This window comes from uncultured Methanobrevibacter sp. (assembly GCF_937881195.1).
GTDB lineage: Archaea > Methanobacteriota > Methanobacteria > Methanobacteriales > Methanobacteriaceae > Methanobinarius.
Window position 1 is genome coordinate 65,220 of sequence record NZ_CALGFC010000006.1, and the last position, 19,103, is coordinate 84,322.

A 19,103-nucleotide genomic window follows, 5' to 3' on the forward strand; every position below is an offset into this window, starting at 1 on the left:
TTATAAAATTAACAATATAGAATTAACAATATAATATAACAATATAAAATTAACAATATAATAATTATATTAAGGATGTGGACTTATGGATCAGATCAATCAGCTATTAAAGCTATTGGAAAATGCAGAATCTGTTGAAATTGATGAATTTAGAATGGATTTCGAAGAATTAGAAATAAATTTAGCACCAGCTATTGCAAGGACAGTTCAACAAACAGTGGCTAGGCAAAATGCTATTGAAAAAAATGTTGAAAGGACGATGCTCAGTGCAAGTGATTTTAAACCACCTATTAAGGATTATCCTGGTAATATTGCCCAGGTTCAATTAGGAGAAGGTTCAAGAAAACCTGTGTATCTTGGAGGACAAACTTCATTATATAGATTTGAAGAACCTCAACCAAACCCTCCTGTTGTGACATTTGATGTTTTTGACATTCCTATGCCAGGTCTACCTCGCCCAATAAGAGAACACTTTTCTGATGTAATGGAATCTCCTGGAGAATGGGCAAAAAAAGCAGTAAAAGATTATGGGGCTAATATGGTAACAATGCACTTAATAGGTACTGGTCCAAAAGTTATGGATAAATCACCTAGAGAAGGTGCTCAGGCCGTTGAAGAAGTACTTCAAGCGGTTGATGTTCCTCTTGTTATTGGAGGTTCTGGAGATCCTGTTAAAGATCCTCTTGTTCTCGAAGCGGCAGCCGCTGCTGCTGAAGGTGAAAGATGTTTACTCGCATCTGCAAATATGGATTTAGATTATCATAAAGTTGCTAAGTCTGCTGTTGATTATGGTCATGCTGTACTTTCATGGGCTATTACAGATGTTAATATGCAAAAATCACTAAATAAATATCTTATGAAGGATGGATTAAGACAAGAAGATATCGTAATGGATCCTACAACTTGTGCTCTTGGTTATGGTATTGAATTTTCGATTGATGTTATTACAAGAACTAGATTAGGAGGACTTAAAGGAGATCCTGATCTACAAATGCCAATGTCTTCTGGAACTACTAATGCATGGGGTTCAAGAGAAGCTTGGATGAAAAAAGAAGAATGGGGACCAACAGATTATCGGGGTCCTTTATGGGAAATTTTTACTGGTCTTACTTTAATGTTAAATGGTGTAGATATATTTATGATGCTCCATCCAGAATCAGTGAAAATACTTAGAGAAATTGGTGAAACGTTTACTAAGGAATATTTAACTAGTTCAAGTCCAAATATTGAAAATTGGATTACTGAGTTAGAATAACGGATGATACATTTTTGGAGGCTTTATTATGGTTAAGGTTACTGCAATGGATGTTTATAAATTATTACCTCAAACTAATTGTGGAGATTGCGGAGAAGCAAGTTGTATGGCATTTGCAACTAAATTATCTGAAAAAGAATCAGATTTGACTTTATGTACTGATTTATCAGACAAAAAATTTAAAAAACTTGATAATTTACTTGCCCCTGCTGTTAAAGAGATAATAATTGGAAAAGATGAAAAAGCAAAAATAATTGGTGGGGATGAAGTTCTTTATAGATATGAGGAATCTTATTATAATCAAACTATTTTGGCTGTTGATATTCCGGACGATTTAGATGATGCAGAGTTTGATAAAAAAGTTAAGGAAATTGAAAATCTTGAGTTTGAACGAACTGGAGAATTACTTCAACTTGATGCAATAGCTTTAAGAAATAAATCTGCTGATCCTGATAAATTTGCAAAATGTGCTAAAAAACTTAAATCTTCTAAATATCCAATATTTTTAGTTACTTTTGATCCAATTGCTATGGAAGAAGCACTTAAATTCCTTGGAAATGATCGCCCTTTGATATATGCTGCAAATAAGGAAAATATATTTGAAATGGCTGATTTGGCAATTAAATATGAATGTCCTATTGCTGTCTTTTCACCAGGAGATATTGAAAAGATGAAAGATTTAGTATTCACACTCCGATCTAATGGTGTTGAGGATATTGTTCTTGATCCTGGAACACTTACTGGAGAATCTATTGGTGATACATTAGATAATTTTGTAATGAGTAGGCGTTTGGCTGTTGAAGATAAAGAAGAAGATTTTAGATATCCTTTACTTGGTGTCCCTGCACTAGTTAGATTAAATAATGATGATGATGAAATTAAACAAGGGACTATGGAAGCAACTATTGCCTCTACATTGATAAATAAATATGCAGATGTTCTTATACTTAAAGGTAGTGAAATTTGGGAGATTATTCCTATACTTACTCTAAGACAAAGCTTATATACTGATCCAAGAAAACCTCAAGCTGTTGATTCTGGCATATATGAATTTGGTGAAGTCGATGAAAATTCTCCTGTTTTATTAACTACAAATTTTTCTTTAACATACTATACTGTTGAAGGTGATTTAAAGTCTGGCAATGCAAATTGTTATTTGCTTGTTTTAGACACTGTCGGTAAAGCTGTAGACGTGGCAATTGCTGGAGGACAATTTGATGGGGAGTCTGTTGCGGATTTAGTTAAAGAAAGTGGAATAGAAGACAGGGTTAAAACAAGAAAAATGATAATTCCTGGTTTGGCTGCTCCTTTGAGTGGTGAGATTGAGGATGAAACTGGATGGGATGTTATGGTTGGTCCAAGAGATTCTTCTGCCGTTCCAGATTTCATAGATGAAAAGTTTTAACAATTCATTAATTTGATTGTTATATAACTTCTTATTTACTATTATGGCTATTATTTATTATTATAGTTATTATTTAGTATTTAGCTATTATTTATTTCTTATTTAACTTTTTATTTATTTTTAATATTCGAATTTATTTAGGTGATTATATGAAAACACTAATGGTCACAGACCCTCAGATGTGTACTGAATGTGAAGCATGTATAAATGCGTGTAAAAAAACTTATGGCACTGCTAGAGCAAGAAAAACGGATTCAATTCCTATATTTTGTATGCATTGTCATCCTGATAAGGCACCATGTCGTAGAATATGCCCTAATGGTGCAATTGAAATTATTAATGACGGAGATGGCGAAACTTTAATTGTTAATGAAGAAAATTGTATACTTTGTAAATTATGCGCAATTGCATGTCCTATAGGAATTATAGCATTTGATAAAGAAAAAAAATCTGCTGAAAAATGTACTCTTTGTTTAGAATCTGATAATCTTATTCCTGCTTGTGTTGAAGCATGTAAAGATAATGTTTTAAATGTGTTTTCAATTGAAGATCTTCAAGAACTTAAAGATGATGGAAATTTAACTGAAGAACTTCAAGAAGCAATTAAAACTTTTAAATCAAAATCTGATTAATTTTATTAATTTTATTACTTTTAATATTTTTAAAATTAATTTTTTTAATATTTTTATATTATTTATTATTATTTATTCTTAAAAACTATTTTTTTTTTTTTAATTATATATAAAAAGGAATATTCATATTTTTATATTATTAAAGTAAATTTATAGTATAATATTATAAAAATTAAGTAAATAGTATAAAAATTATCAATAATATTTTATAAATTATGATAAAAATCTTATCAAATTAAGATATATTTTTTTTTTATTAATTTTTATTAATTTTTATTGTGTATTATAGATATATTTGGGGATGATATTATAAAAAATGATAATAAAAAAATTAGCCTTGATGAGGAAATAGAGATTAAAAGATATGAAAATGATAAAATAGCTTTTAATTATCCGTCAAATTGGCATGAATTTAAAAATGAAAATAAAAATCCTGCTGAAGTTGTAGCTATGAGAACTGATAAAGGTAAAGGGGGTACCTTTTCTTTTTCAGTAGCTAATTCTGGAGGAAATTCTACTGATTATTGGAAAAATTTCATGGAAAAATTTCTCATTGATAATGGGGCAAAAATCTCTGATTCTAATATGAAAAATATTGATGGTGTAGAGATATTTGATTTTAAAAGCAAAATATCAAAATCCAATGTTAGTTCTTATCAAAGGCACATTGGTTTTGTAAAAGATAAAGCATTCTTTTATTCATTTTTCACTAGTTTGGATTTGGATTTATTAGAAGATGATATTGATGTAATGATTGGTTTTAAATAATTTATTATATTTATATTAAATTTGCTTTATATTTCTAATATTTAATATTTCTCATATTTTTCAAATTTTTCATATTTTTTATAATTCTTATATTTTTCATAATTTTAATATATTATATTTTTTGCATATTTCTATATGTTTTTAGTATATTGGCTAAATAAATTAAGAAACCTAATATGAAATAAACTATTACTTGAATGTCAAGTATGCCAGTTTCAACTCCTAAAATGGTATATGTTAGAAGTAATCCATATAAAGCAGTATAAAATGAATCTTTAGTTTTCTTCAATATTTTATATCCTATTCCTAGTATGAAACCAAGGAATCCCATTCCCACCGCTACTCCAAATTTGCCAAAATCAACTAACATGGGCCCTATTAATGTAGGAGTAATTGTTACTTCAGTTCGCCATGCTATTAATTGCCCAATCATCATTCTTGGTCCAGAATCACTACTGCCGGGGATTGCACTAAGTGTTAATGCGCCATGTTTAATTCCAAAGTTTCCTGAAATATAGTTTAATAAATTCAATACATTTAATGTAAAATCTGCTCTACTTTGTAATGTGTAAAAAGGACTTGTATTGCTAGTTATTGTCATTTCTTCCATAGAACGGAAATATCCAACTCCTATAATTAAAAGTAATCCTGCAATGGTTCCAATAACAACTTCCCAAACTCCTAATACTTTTCCATAATAACCTATAATTATCATCATCAGTAAAGAAGCTATTATTGGTGTTCTATATCCTAATGCAAATAAAAAAAACCCACTAAAAATTACAAGAACTAAAAATCTAAACCTTACTTGACTTCTATTTAAAATTCCTGATTTAAATTTTGACAGATAGCTAGCTCCAACTAAACCAATTCCTGGTATCATTAAAAATACAGGCATTGTAAGTATTGGTTTTAGCCCATAACGCAAAGATGGTTGAAGAAGAGGAACCCCTCCAACTGAAGCTACACTGAGAAAAAAGAACAATACTCCAACTAGAATTAGGCAAAAACCTATTGAATAAATATCGGCTATTTCAAATTTTATAAAATTTGTTTTATCAAAATTTTTAAAAAAGTATTTGGGTATAACTATTGAACCAATAATAAATGAAATGAATCCAATAGCTATTGTAATCTGTAAATCAAAAGATATTGGATTAAGTGAAAGCATTAAAAATATCGAAAATAGTAGAATAACTATAATTGGATTGAATATATGATTTTTAATTATATTATTCTTTGTTAAAATACTTAAAAACTTTTCATTAGGATATAATCTTTTAATATAGCTATTTACCCATTGTGTTTCAATAAATCTTGCAATTGAAAATATAATAGTAAATAAAAGTGATTTTCTAAAGAATTTTTCAATTTTTCTACTTATAAATGTAGTTAGAGAATAAAACCCACTCATTTTATCACTTATTTGTTTATTTAACTATTTTAAAATATTGTTTATATTATAATTTATATTATAATTTATATTGAAATTTATTTTAAATAACGAACATATTTCCATATTCTAAATTATTTTGGATATCTATTTTAAATTATATAACATTTGATATTTTATATAGAACATTTAACACTTATTTTATAATTTTAATTGCCTTATTTGTTTTAAATTTTAGTAATTTGGAAATTTTAGGTTATTTTTCTAATGTTTAATACATCAAAGTTATTTTCTACATTTTTAATATCTTCTGGTGTTGAATTATATATTCTAATAGTTATTAGTCCTGTTTCTCCATTTATTGTTCCAAAAATAGCTGATGCAATATTTATTTCCTTTGGAGTTGCCATAATTATTTGTATTTGGTCATAAATATTTTCAGATACTGATGTTACCGATTCTTTTCTTCCATTAAGGAACATTGTGTTATATAAGTTTTGGTATGTTTTACTATCTTTTTCATCAGTAGCTATTTTGGTTGTTATGGTATAATTCGTATTATTTCCTAGTTGATTTGTCAAATCACTTAAACTAGTAATATTTTTTGGATTTGCTTCAATTTCAGTAACATTCTTATATTTTTCACCATTTGTTTCCAAAGTAATATGTTCAATATAAATGTCTGCTGGTTTTTCATCTTTGTAAAGTCTTGCAAGTATTGGTTTATTACTTGAATCTCCATCTAAATCTATTAAAACTTGTACATTGGCTCCATAATCATCATCTACCCACACAACAGTTCCAGATAATTCTTGATATTTTCCAGTTGTTGCATTATATCCTCCAACTTGTGTTTTTACTACTTCTCCGTCTTGATAGAATGATAAATATTTCTCAGCAAACTTATTCATTGATGAAGAATCAAAAGATATTGACTCTGTTTTATCTTCACTCCCACTAGTATACATAAAAGCAAAAATTACTGCTCCTATAATACATATTATTATTAAAACATCAATTATTGTTATTCTTTTTAAGATGTTTTTCATATTAGGTTTTTTCATATCTAAGCCCTTACCTTTAGTTTATTATTTCTAAATTTTAATTTTCTAATAAACAGTTTTATAATATGATATATGTTGAATATGATATATGGTTATTAATTTATATTATCCTATCAATTCCATTTATTAATCCCATTTATCAATTCTATCATTTATCAATTCCATTTATTAATCCCATTTATCAATTCTATCATTTATCAATTCTTTCTATTAATTTTATATATCTATTCATTTTCTCTATTAATCTTTAAAATTAGAAATTTTGACTATTTTAATGAATTAAATTGTAATAGTTATATATTTAAAAATATAATTTAAAAATATAATAAAATAATAACTAATATTTAATTTTTGTATTAATAAATTTTTTTATATTTTGATTTATAATTTTAGTGATATCTTTATTTAAGTTTAATATTAAAATTCTTTCATTAAATTCCTTTCATTAACTTTTTTTATCAACTTTCTTTTATAAACTTATTAAAATTAAATATTTGAAACTATACTAAATTTATATTTGATTTATTTAATTATACAGCCCATAGGACAGATTTTTTGACACTCTCCACAATTGTCACATCCTTCAAGAATAACCATCTTAAATCCTTTCTTTTTTATTAATCCTAATGGGCATGATTCAACACATATTTCACATACTCCACATTCTGACATATTTATCTTCATTCAATCACCATGAAATTTTTAGGTAAGTTTTTAGAGTAAAGTTTATATACTAAAATATCTAAAGATTTAAATGTTGCAATATCAATTGCCGATATTTATTAAAATAATTTATTATGTTATAATATAAATAACTTATATTTTACAATATAAATCTTTGTCAGTTTTTAAATTTTTGTAATTTAATTATATACTATATTTAATATGATAATATTATATGTAATAGAATTATTTTCTAATTGCTAGAATTTAGTTTATAATATGATTAAATTAAAAATATTTCAGCTAATATTTAAATATTTTTTGATTATTATTTAACTATTATTCAACTATTATTCTTAGTTTGATTAAGTTTATAATTCTCTAACTAAAAGTTTATATATTATGTCAATCAAATATTTATTAATATGTTTAATAACTTAATTAAATATATATCTGATTAAATAAATTGATAATAATTTATCTGGATTTTTATTTAGTTAAATTGATCATTTTTTAAGTATATTCATAATATTATAGTTTACATTATAGTATTTATTCACATAAAATCCTTTAAATACTATTGTTGAACAATTTATTAATTTATAGTTGATTAATAGTAATTTAGAATAGTATTAATACTAATAAAATATAAATATTAATCTTGATTAAAAACATTAATTTTATATATTATGATATACAACTAATGTTGTTGTATACTCGCATGCAGGGGTGCCCGAGCGGCCAAAGGGGGAGGACTTAAGATCCTCTGGCGCAGGCCTTCGAGGGTTCGAATCCCTTCCCCTGCACTTTTTAAACTTATGCATCTCAAAATTGCCTTAGTGGCTCAGCCGGTAGAGCGATACCTTGGTAAGGTATAGGCCGGGGGTTCGAATCCCCCCTAAGGCTTTTTTGAATAGTTAATTTTGATTATATTTTTTTTATATTTGTGTTTATACTCATTGTATATAGTTATATTTTGTAGAATTTATTAGTTTCTATTGTTTATCATTATAATATTTAATTTTTATTTAATTTATAAGATAAGATAATATAAAATCATGTTTAATTCATTATATTTTCTTATTCTAAACTAATAAAACCTCTTAAAGATAATTTATTTTTATTTTCCATAAAATAATCAATTTCTTTTGTTTTTACATATAATTAAAAATTTAAAAGGAACATTTTTGTTTTATACTGTAACATATATTATAAGAATAGGGTATTAAATAACCATATAATAATAAGATTTATTATCTTATGGAGGAATATATAAATATTGATGTTATATTTAAGTTTATAATAATTAATAAACAAATTTGGTCAACAAATTACTTTAGTATATTTTAATCAATAAATTTGGATAATTATATTCTAAATAATAATTTGATTATTTTTTAAAAAGGATTGTTGTTAAATTTAAAATAATTTTAAAATTATTATTTAATATTTGAAGTTTATATAATTGATATTATATTTTTTAGAGTATATTTACATTTTAGATTGTATTAATGATATAAATTATTTATTAAATGAAGGAAATGATATGTCTAAATCTTTTGATATAATAATGGCAGGATTAATATCTGGGATAGTTGCACTCACAACATCTTTTTTAGGGCTTGCTGGAACAGTCATAGGAGCAGTTTTAGGGGCTATACTATATCAGGTGCTTTCTATATTCGTTAAAGAACCTCTTGAGAGTACAACTATAAGAAAAGTTGAAAATGGCCTAGTTTTTACAATACCTTTAATTTTAATAGCTATATTTTTAGCAGTATTTATTATAGCACTACTCCATTCCTATTTAATATATTATCCAGACTTTTTAGATTTTTTTATACAACTAGAAACTCTTACTAATAACAATCTTGTAAGGTTTATGGGAATTGGTTTAATTTTAATGGGTATTTATCCCTTGTTACAACCTAGGGTAATTAAAAAGGAATATGGTATTATTCTTTTTATTTTAGGCATTATTTTACTTGGTAGGGGTCTTTTGGATCTTAATCCAGAGTTTTTCTATATGTACACTGATATATTTGAGCTATTTGATGTTGTTTTAGTTATATGTATATTTTTAGTATTAATTTTCATTATAATAAAAATATTTTTAGAATCTATTTCATTGTATATGAAAAGAAACAATGGCTTGAATATATTAAATTCTAACAAAATTGGAAACAGAAATGATAGTGCCAATATATATAACAATGAAAACATCGATTATAAAAGTATTAAATATAAATATACTAATTATGACAATATGGATTATGATGATTACAATAATGAAGAAGATTCAAATACTGAGAATGATTCATCAAAAAATAAAAATTTAAACAATGATTTTAATGAATTTGACGATTCTAAAGATTTCAAATCTTCTAAAAATAAGGAACATGAATTCAAAACTTCGAATAATAATTTAACCGGTAAAACTATAAAATCTAGCAAAACTAGTACCATGTCTAAAAATAGGAAATATTTCAAACGATAATTTTTATTTAAAATATTTTTTTTTTAGTTTTTTAGTTTCTTATTCTTTGGATTATTTATTAATTTATATTTTTTGATAGGTGTTGGACTATTTTAATAATTTTACTGTTTAAAAATAGTGGCTTAAATGGATAAATACTAAATGTTAATATGATAAATATTTAGATATATTGTCTAAAAATAAATAATTATTAATATTTATAGAAATAAAATTATTTGGTATATAGTATAAAAATTTATATTAAATTTGTTATTTAAATAAAAGTATAGTATAATTTTTGGTATATAATGAAAAAAAACAATAAAACTCTTAAAGACATATTAGATGTTATTTTATATGATAATCCCACTACTCAGGATGAAATTGCACAAAAGCTTGGTGTTAGTAGAAGATATGTTACAAGATTACTTAAGCCATTAATAGATGAAAATATTGTGAAAAGAGCATATATTCTTGATTTAAAGAAATATGAAGATTTTGCAGATTTTGGTGGAGAAGATGTTTCTTCTAAGGATCATTCTGCAACATTTTTAATTAAAGGAATGTTGCAAAATATGTCAGAGCATGTTTTAAAACAAATGAAAACAGCTTTTAATGCTTTAATAGAAAATGACAAAGAAAAAGCAGAATTAGCAATGGAAATGGATTATACTACTAATAATATGTTTGAAAAGATAAGATCTTCTGTTGAAACAGTTGTAAGTATTGATCCTTCAACCCAATTTTCCAAGACTCTTATTTTCAATGAAATTGCTTATGATCTAGAACGTATTGGTGATTATTCTGACCACTTTTCAAAATTCACCATAAATGAAAATACTGAAGAAGTCAATGAAGTTATCTTAGACTTATTGAAATCTATGTATAAATCTATAAATAAAATGATAAAAAATTCAATGGATGCTTTATTAAATGAAGAGTTATCTTTAAAAGGAGATATAATGGCTCTTGAAGAAAAAATTCATAGCTTACAAAAAAAAGCTCTTAATTGTATAGCTATTGAAATGGCTGAAACTTCATTTGAGGATAAGACGGAATCAACATATTATATTTATTTATCAAGATTAGTAAAATCTTTTGAGAGGATTGGGGATATATGTGTTGAAATTTTGGATGCAGCTACTGAGTTCCATAAAAATATACCTCGGCCTACTGTTCCTAGAAGTTTTAGAAAATAATTTAAAAAAAAATTTAAAAAAATTTAAAGATTTCTATAAAATTGTGTCTATTTTTATAAAACTGTGTTTATAGAATTATCTTTATAAATGGATATTAATAAAAAGATATTAATATTTTTTATCATTATCCATATATTCTTTTATTTTTCTTTCTTCCCAATCATTTCCAAGTACTTTATTTTTAAAAACAAATAATCTTAGGAATTGTAAAAATAGGAATATTCCTCCAATAGCCAATACAATTAAAAACCACCATACTCCTGGTGAAAAAAATAGGTTTATTAAAAATAAGAAAATGTTTACAATTATATATGAAACTAAATTCCTATAAAAATTTTTAACTTCATTCACTCTTCTTTTAGCATTATAATAGCTCTTTTTTTCATGATTTTCCATATAATCACCTAATAGTTATTAATAATTATTATGATATTTGTTCTCATTTTATATATATTTTATATTTTTATCTATAATTTTTCTTCTATTTTTTTATTTTTTAGATATTTTTTAGATATTTTCTCTTAATGAAATATTTATAGAATTAAATTATAATTATTGATTTTAAAATAAAATTAGATTTCAAGTATCTGAAATTCTTAATTAAAAATATTTAAATAAGTTTGAAATATAGGGGTCTGTTTTCCATAGGATTACTTAGAAATAATTTTTATAAACTTTTCTTTTTATTATTATTTATTATATTTTTGATATTTTTAGTTATAAATGATTAATTTTAATTATTTTCCTATAAAATTTGTAAATACTCTTTTGATTAATAATCCATATATTTTTTTTAGTAATTTTATTCTAAAATTTTTTTATATTATTTCTTTGTTTAAATAGATAATCATTGTTCCTTTTTTAACCATTTAAACTTTTTAGATATTAATTCTGATTTGATGAATTTTATTTCACTTTTTGTGAACTGTATTTTTATTTCAATTATTTTTTTTAATTTTCTGTTCTCATTATGAGAACTATTGTTCACAGAATAGTAACTTTTATATATTAAAAATTGTAACTTATTTTTGAGGTGCAAAAAATATGAAAAGAAATAATATAATCATAATAATAGTTGTTGTTGCTATAATAGCTATAGCCGCAATGATGTTTGCAAGTAGTGGCAGTGCTTCTACTATTGATGTTGTTGGATCAACATCTGTCCAGCCTGTTGCAGAAAAGCTCGCTGAAACCTATCAATCATCTCATCCTGATGTTAAGATTAATGTTCAAGGTGGAGGTTCAAGTGTAGGTATTAAAAGTGCTCAAGATGGAACTGCCGATATTGGTACCAGTTCTAAAGAGTTAAAATCTGATGAAAAGAAAGGTTTATCTGAATATACTCTTGGTCAAGATGGTATAGTTATAGCAGTAAATAATAATAATACAGTTTCTGGTTTAACAACAGAACAACTTAAAGATATTTATTCTGGCAAAATAACTAACTGGAATGAAGTTGGAGGTCCAGACGCAACAATTCACTTAATCACTCGTGAAGAAGGTTCTGGTACATTAGATGCATTTGAAGCAATTGTAATGGGTAAAGATACAAAAATAAAATCTGATGCTATTGTTCAAAGTTCTACTGAAGCAGTTAAACAATCTGTTAAACAAGATCCTGATGCTATAGGATTTGTATCATATGCTCACATGAGCGATGATGTTAAAGCATTAACTGTTGGAGGAGTTGCTCCTAGTGATGCAACTATTGCAGACGGTTCTTATGAATTACAGAGACCTTTCCTTTTCTTAGTTAAAGGAACTCCAACTGGTGATGTAAAAGAATTTATTGATTGGGTAATGAGTCCAGAAGGATCAAAAGTTTTAACCGAGGAAAAAATTGTAAAATCCTCTAATCAGACTTCTTCAACCTAAAATATATTTAAAATTAAATTAAATTTTTAATTAAAAGTATTATGTTCATTAAAAACTTTTAAAATTCCTTAATTAAATTTTAAAAATTAATTGTCCATCATTGAATTATAATACTTTTAATACAATTTAATCACTAATATAAATAAAAATAATTTGTTTATATTAATTAAAGTCTTTAAATATTGCTTTATAACAAATTAATAATGTTATTTACTGTTTAATTTCTAATTAATTAAATTATTCTTTTATTTTTATAAAAAAGATATTGTTTTTAGGCTACATTTGCTTAAAAAATTATAGTTTAGATTTTTATCTTTTCATTTATATTTTTCTATTATAGCTGAACCTTAATTTTTAAATAGTTCCAAGTTGAACTAAAAATTAAGGTGATTTTATGGACTCAAAATATAAGGGAATAATCATTTTTGCAGTAATTATTATTTTGGCTTTTTTATTGATTAATCCTGGCACAAACTATGAACGGGTTGATATTGTTGGTTCTACTTCTGTACAACCTTTAGCAGAAAAATTAGCAGATAGTTATATGGAATCTCATGAAGGCGTAAGAATCTATGTCCAAGGAGGAGGTTCTGGTATGGGTATAAGAAGTACAAATCAGGGTTTAACTGATATTGGTATGAGTTCAAAAGAACTTTCATCTGATGAAAGAAAGAATATTACGGAAGTTCCAATCGGAAAAGAGGGTATTGTGATTGCTGTAAGTAATCAAAATAATATTTCAAAACTTTCAATAGAACAGATAAGGAATATATTTAATGGAAACATTACTAATTGGAAAGAAATCGGTGGAAAACCTGGAGAAATACATGTTATAACTCGTGAAGAGGGATCAGGCACAAGATCTGCTTTTGAATCTATTGTCATGGAAGATACTAAAATAAAAAATTCTGCTGTTGTTCAGAGTTCTACTGAATCTGTTAAGCAATCTGTTGCATCAGATCCTGATGCTATTGGTTTTGTATCTTTTGCACATATGAGTAATGATGTTAAAGCAGTTGCTGTAGATGGAATATCTCCTTCTGAAGAAACTATATATAATGGAAAATATCCTTTACAAAGGCCTTTTTTATTTTTAGTCAAAGGAACTCCTACTGGTGAAGTGGAAAAATTCCTTGAATGGGTTAAATCTCCAGAAGGAATTGAGATTATTAAAGAAGAAAAAATTATTCCAATTTAATCTTTAATTAGGAAATTTAATTTTTAATTAGGATTTATTCTTTTAAACTTTATAAAGGGTTATTATTAAATAAGATTATCATCAGATATTATAAAAATTAACTAATAACATTATCAATTTAAATAGCATTATCAATTATTGTAAAAATTAATATTATAAACTAATATTATAAACTAATATTGTAAAAATTAATTAAATGATATATAATTAATATTATTATAAAATTTTATAGAAATTATTATTAACTATTAGAATAATACTTATGGGGATCATTATGGAAAAGAATAGATTATCTGAATTTTTAATAGAAAAAGGACTATTTATAACGGCCATTTTTTCTATTATAATAATTCTTCTCATTGTTTCATTTATTTTAATGGAAGGACTTCCAGCTTTTGAAGATTATGGTTTCTTTCGTTTTTTATTTGGGATGACATGGGCTCCAAATGATGGAGATTTTGGTGTCTTTGCAATGATTATAGGCTCAATTTATGTGACAATGTTGTCTTTATTAATGGCAGTACCTTTATCTCTTCTTTGTGCAATATTTATGGCAGAGGTAGCTCCAAATAGGGTTAGAAGAATTTTAAAACCTGTGATTGAAACTTTATCAGGAATTCCATCTGTTGTTTATGGATTTTTTGGCTTGATTGTTTTAGTACCAATTATAAGGACTTATTTTGGAGGGACTGGTTTCAGTATGTTTACTGCAGCAATTATATTAACAGTAATGGTTCTACCAACAATAATAACTATCTCTCAAGATTCATTAAGGGCTGTTCCTCAAGAATATAGGGAAGCATCATTTGGACTTGGAGCAACTAATTGGCAGACAATAAGGCATATTATATTTCCTGCAGCACTTCCTGGGATTATCACAGCAATTATTTTAGGTATGGGTAGAGCAATTGGGGAAACATTAGCTGTTATTATGGTTGCAGGTAATGTTGTTCAAATACCAGGATCTATATTTGATCCTGTAAGAACTTTAACAGCTAATATTGCTTTAGAAATGGGATATGCAACAGGTCTTCATTATAATGCATTATTTGGAACTGCTATTGTCCTATTTTTGATAATTATGATACTTTTACTAATCGCAAATTATATACAACACAAATATAAGGTTGATGTGGGAGGAGGTTATCTATGAGTTGGTTAAATTCTCAGAAAATATTATCTCCAAAAACATCTCAAAAAATAATGAACCTAATTTTTGTAATTTCGGGTTTAGTAACAATATTAATTTTAATAATTATACTTGGATATATTTTAATAAAAGGGTTGCCTGTTGTTAGTTTAGAATTTATATTTTCTGATCCAATTGATTCTGGGGCGTCTGGTGGAATTTTCCCAATGATTGTTTCCAGTTTGTATGTTACTCTTATTGCAGGTGTAGTTGCTACTCCACTTGGTGTTGGTGCTGCAGTATACCTTGTTGAGTTTGCTGGTGAAAGTAAAATTACCAAAGTGATTCGTTTTGGTGCCGAAACTCTTGCTTCAATTCCTTCTATTGTTTATGGTTTGTTTGGTTTAGCATTTTTTGTAATTGCTATGGGACTTGGATGGTCAATACTTTCAGGAGGATTAGTATTGGCAATAATGGCACTCCCAACAATATTTCAGGTTTCTGAAGTCACAATTTCTTCAATACCTAGTTCTTATCGTGAGGGAAGCTATGGGTTAGGTGCAACAAAGTGGCAAACAATCTATAGGGTAGTACTTCCTGCAGCGATTCCTGGTATTGTGACAGGTGTAATTCTTGGGATGACTAGGGCAGTTTCAGAAGCAGCTGCAGTAATGTTTGCAGTTGGGGCATCACTTTCTCTTCCTTTGTCAATATTTGATCCAGGAAGACCATTGCCTCTTCATTTATATATATTAGCTACTGAAGGAATTTCTCTTGAAAATGCTTTTGGAACTGCGGCAGTTCTTGTTATAATCGTATTAGCATTAACAATAATAACTAATTATTTGGTAGATAGATATCAACGTAAAATAATGGGAAGGTAATTTTTTAGAACACATATTTTTTAGAATATACTGTTTTTAGAACTTCTTTAAAGAGTTTTTTATAAAGAGTTTCTTTAGAACATATATTTATAATTAAAAAATAATACAATTAAACTTTAATTAAGGGGTTAATAATGAATAGAATAGAAGTAGAAAACTTGAATGTGTATTTTGGGGATGCTCATATTCTTAAAGATATTAATACTGGTATTCCTAAAAATACTGTCACTGCATTGATAGGACCTTCTGGATGTGGTAAATCTACATTTATAAGGACTATTAATAGAATGAATGATTTAATTCCTAGCTTTTCACATACAGGTAAAGTATATTTAGATGGGCAGGATGTTTACAATCCTAAAATGGATGTAGTGGATCTTAGAAAGAAAGTAGGTATGGTTTTTCAAAAACCTAACCCATTTCCAAAATCTATTTTTGAAAATGTTGCTTATGGTCTCAGGATCCATGGTATAAGTGATGATGACACTGTTTCTGCGAGAGTAGAAGAAAGTTTGAGGTCTGCTGCATTGTGGGATGAAGTTGAAGATAAACTTGATAACTCTGCTATGGGATTATCTGGAGGTCAACAACAAAGATTATGTATAGCAAGAACAATAGCAAATAATCCCGAAGTTATACTAATGGATGAGCCTTGTTCTGCACTCGATCCTATTTCAACTACTAAGGTGGAGGATTTAATTCATAAACTAAAGAAAGATTATACTATACTTATTGTAACTCATAATATGCAACAAGCTACAAGGGTTTCAAAATATACTTCTTTCTTTTTAAATGGAGAAATAATTGAAAGTAATCTAACAGACAAATTATTTGTTGATCCTAAAAACAAGAAGACTGAAGATTATATTACTGGTAGATTTGGTTAAATTTTTAATTATTTTTTAATTATTTTTTATATTATATTATAATTATCACTTCGATAATTATTTATTATAAAATAAAGATAATTGTAATTAATTAGAATATTTAGAACTAAAATTCAATTTAAAACTTAATTTAATATATGTAAGTTTAATAATTTATTATTTTAAATAAATTTAACAAGGGGATGTTTTATATGGATAAAGAATATCCGAGAATATCATTTAAAAATAGGATAAATAATGTAAAAGATGAAGCAGAAAAGATGGGTCAAATGGTAATGGAAACTCATCGTAATGCTATTACATTACTTAATGATTATGATGAGAAAATAGCTGATGATGTGCTTGAAAAGAGTAAAGAAATTGATCAAGCTGCTTTTGATTTAGAAAGAAGATGTATTAAATTCATAGCTGTTGAACAACCAGTTGCAGGGGATTTGATGTTTATCGAATCTACAATAAGGGTAAGTAGTCATATGAAGCGAATTGGTTATTTGGCTGCGAATATAGCTGATTTATCAGTATTAATTAAAGATGTTTCAGTTCCAGATAAATTAATGGAAGATTTACAATACATGGCAGACTATGTTCAAATGATGCTAAGCAAAGGTTTTTATGCTTTTTTAAATCAAAACTTAGATACTGCAAAAGAACTAAGAAATGATGATGATAAAGTAGATGATCTATTTGATTCAATATTAGAACAAGTTACTGACAACATGTTCCAAGATAAAGAAAACATTAGCCAAACTATTAATTTGATATTTATAGCTAGATTCCTTGAAAGAATAGCTGATAGGGCTGTAGATATTGGTAGAAGAACTATATTTATGATGACATTCAAAAAGCCTAAAAATTAGTTTTGAAAGTTGAACTTTCAACTTTTTATTTTATTTTTATTTTAATATATTTTAATTTATTTTAATATATTTTAAATTTTTTTTGAATTTAATTTTGATTTAAACTTTTTAATTTTCTTTGATTTTATTCATTTTAATAATTCCATTAAAATACTATAATTAAATTTTAAGTTTAATTGGAATAATTAATGGAATATCTTTTATTTTAATCTTGCTGTGGCATGTCTATGTGCCCAACATTGAATACATACTCCAATAGGGAGTCCTGCAGTATGTGTAGAAATTTTTTTTATTTTAACATCTAGTGCTGTTGTTTTACCTCCTAAGCCCATTGGTCCTATTCCGCTGTCATTTATTTTTTTCAGCAATGATCTTTCTAAATTTTCAAGAACAGGATCTGGATTTTTTTCACCTAAATCTCTAAGTAATGCCTTTTTTGCAGTTTTTAAAGCTAAATCAGAGGTTCCACCTATTCCAACTCCTACAACAATTGGGGGACATGGTTTTCCTCCAGCTTTTAAAACAGTTTCAACTACAAAATCTTCTACTCCTTTTAAACCTTCTCCTGGCAATGCCATTTTAAGAGCATTATTATTTTCTGACCCAAATCCTTTAGGTAGTATTGTAAATTCAATATAATCTGTATCGATTAATTCTATGTCAATTTGAGGAATCATTTGCCCAGTATTATTTCCACTATTCTCTCTTGTTATTGGATCCACAATATTTGGTCTAAGCGGTGTTTTTTTAGTTGCTTTTTGAACTCCATTTAATATTCCATTATAAATAGTATTATATAAATCATCATTTTCAAAATCAACCCTACCAATTTTTACAAAAATTATTGGTAATCCTGTATCTTGACACATTGGAATTGCTCTTTCTTCTGCAAGTTCAATATTTTTTAAGATAGCTTCAATATTTAACTTAGGTAGCTTGTCTTCTTCTATTTTAAGAGCATTTTCTAGTGATATTTTAACATCTGTTGGTAAAATTATCGTAGCTTTTTTATAAAGTTGACAAATTGTATCTTCAACTTGTTTTTTTGTAATCATTTATTTATCCCCTTATTAATTGCTATAATTATTGTTTATAAAACTTATTTGTAAAAATTACTATATTAAATTTATTATAATAAACTATTATTTACTTTTTTATTTTAGTAATAGAATTAAATATTATTAAAATCTTTCAATAATTAATTATCATTATTTATATTTTCAATGGGAGATATTTGATACTACTGTAGAATTTTATTTTAATAATAATTTTTTATATTAATTTTTAATGTAATATTTTAAATTTATATTATATTAAAAATCAAATAGAAATATTAAAGTATTATAATTGGATTTTAGTAGAATTAGTAGAATTAGTAGAATTAGTAGAATTAGTAGAATTAGTAGAATTAGTAGAAT

General features: G+C 26.0%; 17 protein-coding genes and 2 tRNA genes. 14 read left to right on the forward strand and 5 right to left on the reverse strand.

Annotated elements, in window-relative coordinates:
• Window positions 1-85 precede the first annotated feature (85 nt).
• The 4 genes from cdhD (at window position 86) to Q0087_RS00735 (ending at window position 4,060) form a co-directional block, all read left to right on the forward strand.
• Window positions 86-1,255 (forward strand): CO dehydrogenase/acetyl-CoA synthase subunit delta, encoded by a 1,170-nt coding sequence (cdhD, locus tag Q0087_RS00720; protein ID WP_297897268.1) that lies wholly within the window; start codon window positions 86-88, stop codon window positions 1,253-1,255.
• 28 nt (window positions 1,256-1,283) lie between these two features.
• Entirely contained in the window at window positions 1,284-2,660 is a 1,377-nt protein-coding gene (gene acsC, locus Q0087_RS00725) for an acetyl-CoA decarbonylase/synthase complex subunit gamma (protein WP_297897271.1), read from the forward strand.
• A gap of 149 nt (window positions 2,661-2,809) precedes the next feature.
• Window positions 2,810-3,292: a 4Fe-4S dicluster domain-containing protein gene (locus Q0087_RS00730; protein WP_297897273.1), complete on the forward strand. Its 483-nt coding sequence runs from the start codon at window positions 2,810-2,812 to the stop codon at window positions 3,290-3,292.
• Between the two features lie 276 nt (window positions 3,293-3,568).
• Window positions 3,569-4,060, forward strand: coding sequence for an avidin/streptavidin family protein (locus Q0087_RS00735; RefSeq protein WP_297897275.1), 492 nt, complete (start codon window positions 3,569-3,571; stop codon window positions 4,058-4,060).
• 112 nt (window positions 4,061-4,172) lie between these two features.
• Here Q0087_RS00735 and Q0087_RS00740 read toward each other — a convergent pair whose 3' ends face one another.
• From Q0087_RS00740 to Q0087_RS00750, 3 genes are all read right to left on the reverse strand, one after another.
• Window positions 4,173-5,474 carry an oligosaccharide repeat unit polymerase family protein gene (locus Q0087_RS00740; protein ID WP_297897278.1) on the reverse strand — a complete coding sequence of 434 codons (1,302 nt, stop codon included), beginning with the start codon at window positions 5,472-5,474 and terminating at the stop codon, window positions 4,173-4,175.
• A 230-nt stretch (window positions 5,475-5,704) separates the two neighbouring features.
• Complete coding sequence (locus Q0087_RS00745; protein WP_297897280.1) at window positions 5,705-6,517, reverse strand: adhesin; 813 nt, start codon at window positions 6,515-6,517, stop codon at window positions 5,705-5,707.
• 522 nt (window positions 6,518-7,039) lie between these two features.
• Window positions 7,040-7,201, reverse strand: a complete 162-nt coding sequence (locus Q0087_RS00750; RefSeq protein ID WP_297897282.1) for a 4Fe-4S binding protein — start codon at window positions 7,199-7,201, stop codon at window positions 7,040-7,042.
• A gap of 702 nt (window positions 7,202-7,903) precedes the next feature.
• Between Q0087_RS00750 and Q0087_RS00755 the strand changes: the two genes are divergently transcribed.
• The 4 genes from Q0087_RS00755 to Q0087_RS00770 all read left to right on the forward strand — a co-directional run bounded on the left by Q0087_RS00755 (window position 7,904) and on the right by Q0087_RS00770 (window position 10,855).
• Window positions 7,904-7,986: transfer RNA gene (locus Q0087_RS00755), tRNA-Leu, on the forward strand.
• 27 nt (window positions 7,987-8,013) lie between these two features.
• Window positions 8,014-8,086: transfer RNA gene (locus tag Q0087_RS00760), tRNA-Thr, on the forward strand.
• A gap of 640 nt (window positions 8,087-8,726) precedes the next feature.
• Entirely contained in the window at window positions 8,727-9,677 is a 951-nt protein-coding gene (locus Q0087_RS00765) for a hypothetical protein (protein ID WP_297897284.1), read from the forward strand.
• Between the two features lie 287 nt (window positions 9,678-9,964).
• On the forward strand, window positions 9,965-10,855 hold the full coding sequence (locus Q0087_RS00770; protein ID WP_297897287.1) for a PhoU domain-containing protein: 891 nt from the start codon (window positions 9,965-9,967) through the stop codon (window positions 10,853-10,855).
• Window positions 10,856-10,963: 108 nt separating this feature from the next.
• Here Q0087_RS00770 and Q0087_RS00775 read toward each other — a convergent pair whose 3' ends face one another.
• The gene (locus Q0087_RS00775) at window positions 10,964-11,251 is read right to left on the reverse strand and encodes a 2TM domain-containing protein (protein WP_297897290.1); all 288 of its coding nucleotides are present in this window, start codon (window positions 11,249-11,251) and stop codon (window positions 10,964-10,966) included.
• A 648-nt stretch (window positions 11,252-11,899) separates the two neighbouring features.
• On the opposite strand from Q0087_RS00775, the gene Q0087_RS00780 reads away from it, so the two are divergent.
• From Q0087_RS00780 to phoU, 6 genes are all read left to right on the forward strand, one after another.
• Complete coding sequence (locus Q0087_RS00780) at window positions 11,900-12,730, forward strand: phosphate ABC transporter substrate-binding protein (RefSeq protein WP_297897293.1); 831 nt, start codon at window positions 11,900-11,902, stop codon at window positions 12,728-12,730.
• A gap of 394 nt (window positions 12,731-13,124) precedes the next feature.
• A complete protein-coding gene (locus Q0087_RS00785; RefSeq protein ID WP_297897297.1) occupies window positions 13,125-13,928 on the forward strand; it encodes a phosphate ABC transporter substrate-binding protein in 804 nt (267 codons plus the stop codon).
• A gap of 274 nt (window positions 13,929-14,202) precedes the next feature.
• Window positions 14,203-15,081 carry a phosphate ABC transporter permease subunit PstC gene (gene pstC / locus Q0087_RS00790; RefSeq protein ID WP_297897301.1) on the forward strand — a complete coding sequence of 293 codons (879 nt, stop codon included), beginning with the start codon at window positions 14,203-14,205 and terminating at the stop codon, window positions 15,079-15,081.
• Window positions 15,078-15,941, forward strand: coding sequence for a phosphate ABC transporter permease PstA (gene pstA, locus Q0087_RS00795; RefSeq protein ID WP_297897304.1), 864 nt, complete (start codon window positions 15,078-15,080; stop codon window positions 15,939-15,941). Before pstC ends, pstA begins: the two co-directional genes overlap by 4 nt.
• A 134-nt stretch (window positions 15,942-16,075) precedes the next feature.
• Window positions 16,076-16,828, forward strand: a complete 753-nt coding sequence (gene pstB / locus Q0087_RS00800) for a phosphate ABC transporter ATP-binding protein PstB (RefSeq protein WP_297897307.1) — start codon at window positions 16,076-16,078, stop codon at window positions 16,826-16,828.
• Between the two features lie 191 nt (window positions 16,829-17,019).
• Complete coding sequence (gene phoU / locus Q0087_RS00805) at window positions 17,020-17,685, forward strand: phosphate signaling complex protein PhoU (protein WP_297897310.1); 666 nt, start codon at window positions 17,020-17,022, stop codon at window positions 17,683-17,685.
• Window positions 17,686-17,885: 200 nt separating this feature from the next.
• On the opposite strand, the gene Q0087_RS00810 is transcribed toward phoU, so the two are convergent.
• A complete protein-coding gene (locus Q0087_RS00810; protein WP_297897317.1) occupies window positions 17,886-18,740 on the reverse strand; it encodes a fumarate hydratase in 855 nt (284 codons plus the stop codon).
• Between the last annotated feature and the right edge of the window lie 363 nt (window positions 18,741-19,103).

Coding starts and splice junctions, on each gene's coding strand:
- cdhD (WP_297897268.1), top strand. CDS start 86: ATGGATCAGATCAATCAGCTATTAAAGCTATTGGAAAATGCAGAATCT.
- acsC (WP_297897271.1), top strand. CDS start 1,284: ATGGTTAAGGTTACTGCAATGGATGTTTATAAATTATTACCTCAAACT.
- Q0087_RS00730 (WP_297897273.1), top strand. CDS start 2,810: ATGAAAACACTAATGGTCACAGACCCTCAGATGTGTACTGAATGTGAA.
- Q0087_RS00740 (WP_297897278.1), bottom strand. CDS start 5,474: ATGAGTGGGTTTTATTCTCTAACTACATTTATAAGTAGAAAAATTGAA.
- Q0087_RS00745 (WP_297897280.1), bottom strand. CDS start 6,517: ATGAAAAAACCTAATATGAAAAACATCTTAAAAAGAATAACAATAATT.
- Q0087_RS00750 (WP_297897282.1), bottom strand. CDS start 7,201: ATGAAGATAAATATGTCAGAATGTGGAGTATGTGAAATATGTGTTGAA.
- Q0087_RS00765 (WP_297897284.1), top strand. CDS start 8,727: ATGTCTAAATCTTTTGATATAATAATGGCAGGATTAATATCTGGGATA.
- Q0087_RS00770 (WP_297897287.1), top strand. CDS start 9,965: ATGAAAAAAAACAATAAAACTCTTAAAGACATATTAGATGTTATTTTA.
- Q0087_RS00775 (WP_297897290.1), bottom strand. CDS start 11,251: ATGGAAAATCATGAAAAAAAGAGCTATTATAATGCTAAAAGAAGAGTG.
- Q0087_RS00780 (WP_297897293.1), top strand. CDS start 11,900: ATGAAAAGAAATAATATAATCATAATAATAGTTGTTGTTGCTATAATA.
- Q0087_RS00785 (WP_297897297.1), top strand. CDS start 13,125: ATGGACTCAAAATATAAGGGAATAATCATTTTTGCAGTAATTATTATT.
- pstC (WP_297897301.1), top strand. CDS start 14,203: ATGGAAAAGAATAGATTATCTGAATTTTTAATAGAAAAAGGACTATTT.
- pstA (WP_297897304.1), top strand. CDS start 15,078: ATGAGTTGGTTAAATTCTCAGAAAATATTATCTCCAAAAACATCTCAA.
- pstB (WP_297897307.1), top strand. CDS start 16,076: ATGAATAGAATAGAAGTAGAAAACTTGAATGTGTATTTTGGGGATGCT.
- phoU (WP_297897310.1), top strand. CDS start 17,020: ATGGATAAAGAATATCCGAGAATATCATTTAAAAATAGGATAAATAAT.
- Q0087_RS00810 (WP_297897317.1), bottom strand. CDS start 18,740: ATGATTACAAAAAAACAAGTTGAAGATACAATTTGTCAACTTTATAAA.